The following is a 7,200-nucleotide window of genomic DNA, read 5'->3' as shown; positions in this document are numbered from 1 at the left end:
AAATTCTCGGACGGCAGCGCCATCACGGCGGAAGATGCCGCCTTCAGCCTGTTGCGCATCCGCGACGACGAGGGCTCGCTGTGGAGCGATTCCTACAAGGTCATCGAAACCGCGCAGGCGAGCGATCCCAAGACGCTGGTGATCAAGCTTTCCGGTCCTTCTGCGCCGTTCCTGTCCACGCTCGCAATGCCCGGCGCCTCGATCATCTCGAAGGCTGGCCTGGAATCGATCGGCGCCGAAGCCTATGCCGAAACCCCGATCGCATCTGGCGCTTTCACGGTGAAGGAATGGCGCCGCGGCGACCGGGTCATTCTGGAAAAGAATCCGAACTTCTGGGAGGCGGATCGCGTCTCGCTTGACGGCGTCGAATGGATTTCCGTTCCCGACGACAACACACGCATGCTGAACGTGCAGGCAGGCCAACTCGACGCGGCGATCTTCGTGCCCTTCTCGCGCGTCGCGGAACTGCAAAAGGACGAAAACCTGACGGTGCATCTGGATACCTCGACCCGTGAGGATCATCTGCTGATGAACCACGAGCATGGCGAACTCGCCAGGAAAGAGGTCCGTGAGGCGCTGGACTACGCGATAGACAAGAAGGCTATCATTGACACGGTGACCTTCGGTTTCGGTGACGTCGCCTATTCCTTCATTCCGAAGGGCGCGCTTTACCATTATGCCGACAATCTCCAGCGCCCCTATGATCCGGAAAAGGCCAAGGCGCTTCTTGCCGAGGCAGGCGTCAGCGGCCTGACGCTGAACTACCTGGTCAATGCCGGCAACGAGGTCGACGAGCAGATTGCCGTGCTCCTGCAGCAGCAGTTGCAGAAGGCTGATATCACCGTGAACCTGCAGAAGATGGACCCGAGCCAGACCTGGGATATGCTGGTCGCCGGCGACTATGACCTGTCGGTCATGTACTGGACGAACGACATTCTCGATCCCGACCAGAAGACGACTTTCGTCGTCGGTCACGATTCCAACATGAACTACATGACCCGCTACAAGAACGACAAGGTCAAGGATCTCGTCGCGGCCGCCCGCCTGGAGATGGACCCCGCCAAGCGCGAGCAGATGTATGTGGACATCCAGAAGATGGCCAAGGACGACGTGCACTGGATCGATCTCTACTACAGCCCGTTCATCAACGTCTCGCGCAAGAATGTCGAGAATTTCTACCAGAACCCGCTCGGCCGCTTCTTCCTCGAGGATGTCGTCAAGAACTGATCGGGTAAAGAGCATTCGGCTGATGAGGACGGCGGCGTGAGAGCGCCGCCTATCCGATCTTTGTATCGAAAATCGGCGGCACTTCGATCAGCGGGGATGTGGCGTGCCCGTCGTCGATGATCTTGAAGACGGACTGGAGCATTCCCCCGACGTCCTGGCGAACCATCTCGATATTATCCCCCAGCAATGCGACGAAGGGATCCCAGTCGAAGCAGCCGATGATCGGCGGCTTGCCGTCGAAATGATGCGAGGCCTTGATCCAGCGCATCACGCCTTCCAGCGATATCGTCGAATTGACGAACATGCCTCTGGGAAGCGTATGTTCGGTATCGGCAAGCGCCTGCAGGGCACCGACGGCCTTCTCCGGTGCATAGCCGCATGTGAGAATGTGGTTTTCATCGACGGATATGCCCAGGTCCTCATGGGCCTGCCTGAACCCGCGAACACGTTCCGCGGTGTTGTGGTCGGAGGCTCGCCCGCCGACGAACAGCAGGGGAGACAAGCTTCCAATCTCCCGCTGGCAGTTGCGCAATGTGCGCTCAGTCAATTCCCTTGCCCCGGCAAAATTGTCCGAAATGATCGAGGGCGCCTTTGAGCCGGGCAGATCGAGATTGAGACTGTGGGCGCCGGCTGCGAGACAGATATCGGTGATACGATCGGGATCGGTCGCGCCCGTCGAGATGAGCCATTCGACCTGATAGGACAGCATGGTGCGCGCGGCTTCCAGTTCCAGTTCGGGATCGCGCAGCGTGCAGGTAATAATCGGAAAGAGCCCGCGTTCGCGGGCCATGATCTCGAAGGTCTCGACGATCGAGCCGAAATAGCGGTTGTCGTATTTCGGAACGATCATGCCGACGATCTTGGATTTTTCACGCCGTAGGAGGCTCGCCTGCATGTTCACGGCGTAACCCTGCTCTTCGGCAATGCGCGTGATTTTCTCGGCAAGCTTGATGCTGATCCGGCGCTTTTTCCAGTTGCCGTTCAACACGGCGCTCACGGCACTGGCTGAGGTGCCAGCCAGTTCGGCGAGATCGTAGATCGTCGTCTTCTTCGTCGGTTTCTGCTGAATCACTGATTTCTCCCGTTGACGCCAACTTGACATCAAAGAGCAAAAGCGGCAATCTTGCTTCATCGATTGAGCAACGGTGCTCAATCGATGAATTTGGTTGACTGTGGAGGGTCAGTCGGGAGGGTGTTCGCCCAGAAGCCACGGAGAGCGAGGACGTCGGGACGTTCGGCGGCGATCGTAAGAATGCGCGCGTTGAAAAACGCGCAGCGCTGATGGCGGCGAGGCGAACAGACATCCGGAACAGTCTCTCGATGCGCTTTCATCCACAACAAGGAGGAGAAAAACATGAAAATTCGTTCCACGCTGATGGCAACCGCCGGGCTTGCCGCAATGCTTGCCGGTTCCGCCTATGCACAGGATGCCGCCACGGTGGCCTTCCTGATGCCTGACCAGGCGTCGACCCGCTACGAAGAGCATGACTATCCGGGCTTCAAGGCCGAGATGGAAAAGCTCTGCGCGACATGCACGGTGATCTACCAGAACGCCAATGCGGATGTGGCGCTTCAGCAGCAGCAGTTCAACTCGGTGATCGCGCAGGGCGCGAAAGTCATCGTGCTTGATCCGGTCGATTCCGCAGCTGCGGCCGCACTCGTCGAAATCGCCCAGTCGCAGGACGTCAAGGTCATCGCCTATGACCGTCCCATTCCCGACAAGGCCGCCGACTACTACGTCTCCTTCGACAATGAAGGCATTGGTCATGCCATCGCCAAGTCGCTGGTCGACCACATGAAGGCGAGCGGCGTGCCGGAAGGCGCGGGCGTGCTGCAGATCAACGGCTCCCCGACAGATGCGGCCGCCGGCCTTATCCGCGACGGCATCCATCGCGGCCTGAAGGATTCCGGCTACAAGACGCTTGCCGAATTCGACACGCCGGAATGGGCGCCGCCGAAGGCGCAGGAATGGGCCGCCGGCCAGATCACACGCTTCGGCGATGAGATCAAGGGCGTGGTCGCTGCAAACGACGGAACCGGCGGCGGCGCGATCGCGGCCTTCAAGGCTGCCGGCGTCAATCCGGTTCCGCCCGTCACGGGCAATGACGCGACGATCGCCGCACTGCAGCTGATCATCTCCGGCGACCAATACAACACGATCTCCAAGCCCTCGGAAATCGTGGCTGCCGCGGCTGCCAATATCGCCGTCAAGCTCCTGAAGGGCGAGACGGTGGAAGCCAAGACGACGCTCTACGAAACGCCGTCGGAACTGTTCGTCCCGGCCGTCGTGACTGCCGAGAACATCAAGGCGGAGATCTTCGACAAGGGGATCCAGAAGCCTGAGGAAGTCTGCACCGGCGAATATGCCGAGGGTTGCAAGACGCTCGGTATTACGCAGTAATCAACCTCCCAAGGAATCCGGTCGGGGCTCGTCCCCGGCCGGGTACACTCCATTTCAGAAAAGAGCGTCTTGTCATGGTGCCAATCGACAAGGGTCTACCCGCAAAGGGAACGACCATCCTGAAGCTGACCAATGTCTCGAAAAGTTTCGGGGCCGTGTCCGCCCTGACCGATATCGATCTGGAGGTAAAGGCCGGAGAGGTGGTCGCTCTCGTCGGCGACAATGGTGCTGGCAAATCGACGCTGATCAAGATTTTGGCGGGCGTGCATCAGGCAAGTTCCGGCCGGATCGAATTTTGCGGACGGGACGTGGTGCTCGATAGCCCCAGCCAGGCGCTGGAGCTGGGAATAGCCACCGTATTCCAGGATCTCGCTCTGTGCGAAAACCTCGATGTCGTGGCGAACCTGTTTCTCGGACATGAGCTTTCGCCCTGGAATCTCGATGAAGTGGGCATGGAAGTCCGTGCCTGGACGCTTCTGCGCGAGCTTGCCGCCCGCATTCCTTCCGTGCGCGAGCCGATCGCGTCGCTCTCCGGCGGTCAGCGCCAGACGGTGGCGATCGCCCGCTCCCTGCTGCTCGATCCGAAGATCATCATGCTCGACGAGCCGACCGCGGCGCTTGGGGTAGCCCAGACCGCGGAAGTGCTGAACCTGATCGAGCGCGTCCGCGAGCGCGGCCTCGGGGTCATCATCATCAGCCACAATATGGAGGATGTGCGCGCCGTTGCCGACCGGGTCGTGGTCCTGCGTCTCGGGCGCAACAACGGCATCTTCAACCCCGATGCCTCGAACCATGAACTCGTGGCGGCCATCACCGGCGCCACCGAAAATTCCGTCTCGCGCCGCATCGACCGCAAGGCGGGCGAGCAGATCGAGACCGGCGGGAGCCACGCATGACCAACCAGGACACCAAGCAGAGCAGCCCGGCCCCAATGGCTCTCGATCGCAGCGACGAGCGCGTCAGCCATTCGACGGGGCTGACGGGAACGATCCGCGCCTTTGTCAGCCGTGTTCGCTCGGGCGATCTGGGGATGTTGCCCGTCGCGATCGGCCTGATTGTCATTTCGACCGTCTTCAGCATTCTCAATCCCATTTTCCTGGCGCCCAACAATCTGGTCAATCTCCTGTTCGATTGCGCGACGGTCGGCATCATCTCGCTCGGCGTCGTCTGCGTTCTCATTCTCGGCGAAATCGACCTCTCCGTCGGGTCGATGAGCGGCCTCGCTTCCGCGATCATCGGGGTGCTCTGGGTCAATTCCGGTATTTCGCTACCACTGGCCATCGCGGCCGCCCTGGTGACGGGGGCCGCCGTCGGCGCTCTCTACGCGGTGCTCTACAATCGGCTTGGCATGCCAAGCTTTGTCGCGACGCTTGCCGGTCTGCTGGCGCTGCTCGGGATGCAGCTCTACATTCTCGGTCCGACCGGAAGCATCAACCTGCCCTATGCGTCGCCGCTTGTGCGGTTCGGCCAGATCCTGGTGATGCCGGACTGGGCGTCGCATTTTCTCGCCCTGGTGCCGGGCGGCATCATGATCGTTGCCGGCCTGATCGTCCGGCAGCGCCGGACGGCCGTGAACCTCTCCACGCAGCCGCTGAGCAGCCTCTTGGTCAAGGCGGTCGCGCTCACCGTCGCGCTTCAGATCGTCGTCTTCTATCTCAACACGGGACGCGGCGTGCCGTGGATGTTCGGCCTGTTCGTGTTTCTCGTCGTCGTGCTCAACTATGCGCTGACCAAGACGAAATGGGGCCGCTCTATGTTTGCCGTAGGCGGGAACAAGGAAGCAGCCCGTCGCTCGGGCATCAATGTCCGCCGCATCTATATGAGCGCTTTCATGCTCTGCTCGACATTGGCGGCGCTCGGCGGCACCCTGTCTGCCTCGCGCCTCGCCTCGTCGAGCCAGCAGGCGGGCACCGGCGACGTCAACCTGAATGCCATTGCCGCGGCCGTCATCGGCGGCACCAGCCTGTTCGGCGGCCGGGGCAGCGCCTATTCGGCCCTGCTCGGCATCATCGTCATCCAGGCCATTTCCAATGGCCTGACGCTTCTGAACCTGAGCTCGTCTCTCAGATACATGATCACAGGCGCCGTTCTCGCCATCGCCGTCATCGTCGATTCGCTCGCAAGACGATCGCGTGTCAGCCACGGCCGCGCCTGACAAACCGGAGGAAACATGACCGATCTCATGAAAGGCAAGGTCGCGGCCATTACCGGCGCAGCGTCCGGCATCGGGCTCGAATGCGCCCGCACCCTGCTTGCCGAAGGCGCCACCGTCGTCCTGATCGACCGTGCCCAGGACAGGCTCGAAACGCTCTGCAGGGAACTCGGCGAAAGGGCCCGCCCGCTGGTGGTCGACCTTCTCGATGGCGGACAGGTCTCCGGCATTCTGCCGCGCATCCTTGATCTCGCCGGTCGTCTCGACATCTTCCACGCCAATGCCGGTGCCTATATCGGTGGCCCGGTCGCCGAGGGCGATCCGGATGCATGGGACCGGATGCTGAACCTTAACATCAACGCGGCCTTCCGTTCGGTGCATGCCGTCCTGCCGCACATGATCGCTGAGAAGACCGGCGACATCCTGTTCACCAGCTCGATCGCCGGCGTCGTGCCGGTGGTGTGGGAACCGATCTACACGGCCTCCAAGTTCGCCGTTCAGGCCTTCGTGCATTCGACCCGCCGCCAGGTTGCCCAGCATGGCGTTCGCGTCGGTGCCGTCCTGCCGGGCCCGGTGGTCACGGCACTACTCGACGACTGGCCGAAGGAGAAGATGGAAGAGGCACTCGCCAATGGCAGCCTGATGCAGCCCAAGGAGGTTGCGGACGCCGTGCTGTTCATGCTGACCAGGCCGCGCAACGTGACTATTCGCGATCTCGTCATCCTTCCGAACAGCGTCGATCTCTGACGCCGGCCCTTCCTGCCTAACGCGGCCATCAAGCCTTTTCGACAGCAGAGCACGAAACCATGACGTCATCGCAGAACATGCCAGTCGATCCAGCGCGGCGTTACGTCATCGGCGTCGATGTCGGGACAGGCAGCGCGCGGGCGGGGCTTTTCGACCTGGATGGAACCATGCTCTCGGTGGCAAGGCGCGATATTTCGCTCTACCGCGAGGCGGGGGCGATCGTCGAGCAGTCGAGCGCGGAAATCTGGGACGCGGTCTGCGCGAGTGTGAGGGAGGCGGTGGCTGCGGCGAATGTCGATCCTTCCGCCGTGATCGGCATCGGCTTCGATGCGACCTGCTCGCTTGTGGTGCTGGGGGAGGGCGGGACACCGCTCGCGGTCGGTCCGTCCGAAGATCCGGCTCGAGACATCATCGTCTGGATGGATCATCGCGCCGTCGACCAGGCCGAGCGCATCAATACCACAGGCCATGAGGTGCTGCGCTATGTCGGCGGGCGGATCTCGCCCGAGATGGAAACGCCCAAACTTCTCTGGCTCAAGGAAAACCGGCCTGAGACCTTTGCCAGGGCCTGGCAGTTCTTCGATCTTGCCGATTTTCTCACCTGGAAATCGACCGGCGACCTCTCGCGCTCGACCTGCACGGTGACCTGCAAATGGACCTATCTCGCCCATGA

Annotated in this window: 7 protein-coding genes; 6 read left to right on the top strand and 1 reads right to left on the bottom strand. The window is 61.5% G+C overall.

Features of this window, described 5'->3' with window-relative positions:
- Positions 1-1,227: ABC transporter substrate-binding protein (locus VL202_RS00620; protein WP_325462270.1), on the top strand; the 1,227-nt coding region annotated here is incomplete at its 5' end.
- 49 nt (positions 1,228-1,276) lie between these two features.
- Here the strand turns inward: VL202_RS00620 and VL202_RS00615 are convergent.
- Positions 1,277-2,299 (bottom strand): LacI family DNA-binding transcriptional regulator, encoded by a 1,023-nt coding sequence (locus VL202_RS00615; RefSeq protein WP_325462269.1) that lies wholly within the window; start codon positions 2,297-2,299, stop codon positions 1,277-1,279.
- A gap of 282 nt (positions 2,300-2,581) precedes the next feature.
- Here VL202_RS00615 and VL202_RS00610 point away from each other — a divergent pair, with 282 nt between their 5' ends.
- The 5 genes from VL202_RS00610 to VL202_RS00590 form a co-directional block, all read left to right on the top strand.
- Positions 2,582-3,628, top strand: a complete 1,047-nt coding sequence (locus VL202_RS00610; protein WP_056333791.1) for a sugar ABC transporter substrate-binding protein — start codon at positions 2,582-2,584, stop codon at positions 3,626-3,628.
- Positions 3,629-3,702: 74 nt separating this feature from the next.
- Positions 3,703-4,524 carry an ATP-binding cassette domain-containing protein gene (locus tag VL202_RS00605; RefSeq protein ID WP_056333795.1) on the top strand — a complete coding sequence of 274 codons (822 nt, stop codon included), beginning with the start codon at positions 3,703-3,705 and terminating at the stop codon, positions 4,522-4,524.
- Positions 4,521-5,783 (top strand): sugar ABC transporter permease, encoded by a 1,263-nt coding sequence (locus VL202_RS00600; protein ID WP_325462268.1) that lies wholly within the window; start codon positions 4,521-4,523, stop codon positions 5,781-5,783. The genes VL202_RS00605 and VL202_RS00600 overlap by 4 nt, the downstream gene beginning before the upstream one ends.
- Positions 5,784-5,798: 15 nt before the next feature.
- Positions 5,799-6,527, top strand: a complete 729-nt coding sequence (locus VL202_RS00595) for an SDR family oxidoreductase (RefSeq protein ID WP_325462267.1) — start codon at positions 5,799-5,801, stop codon at positions 6,525-6,527.
- 59 nt (positions 6,528-6,586) lie between these two features.
- Positions 6,587-7,200, top strand: a 614-nt coding sequence (locus VL202_RS00590; protein ID WP_325462266.1) for an FGGY family carbohydrate kinase, incomplete at its 3' end; no start/stop codon positions are given.

The organism is Pararhizobium sp., from assembly GCF_035497515.1.
Classification (GTDB): Bacteria; Pseudomonadota; Alphaproteobacteria; order Rhizobiales; family Rhizobiaceae; genus Pararhizobium.
The sequence above is the reverse complement of the archived record's forward strand: the minus strand, read 5'-3'. Positions and strand labels throughout refer to the sequence as shown.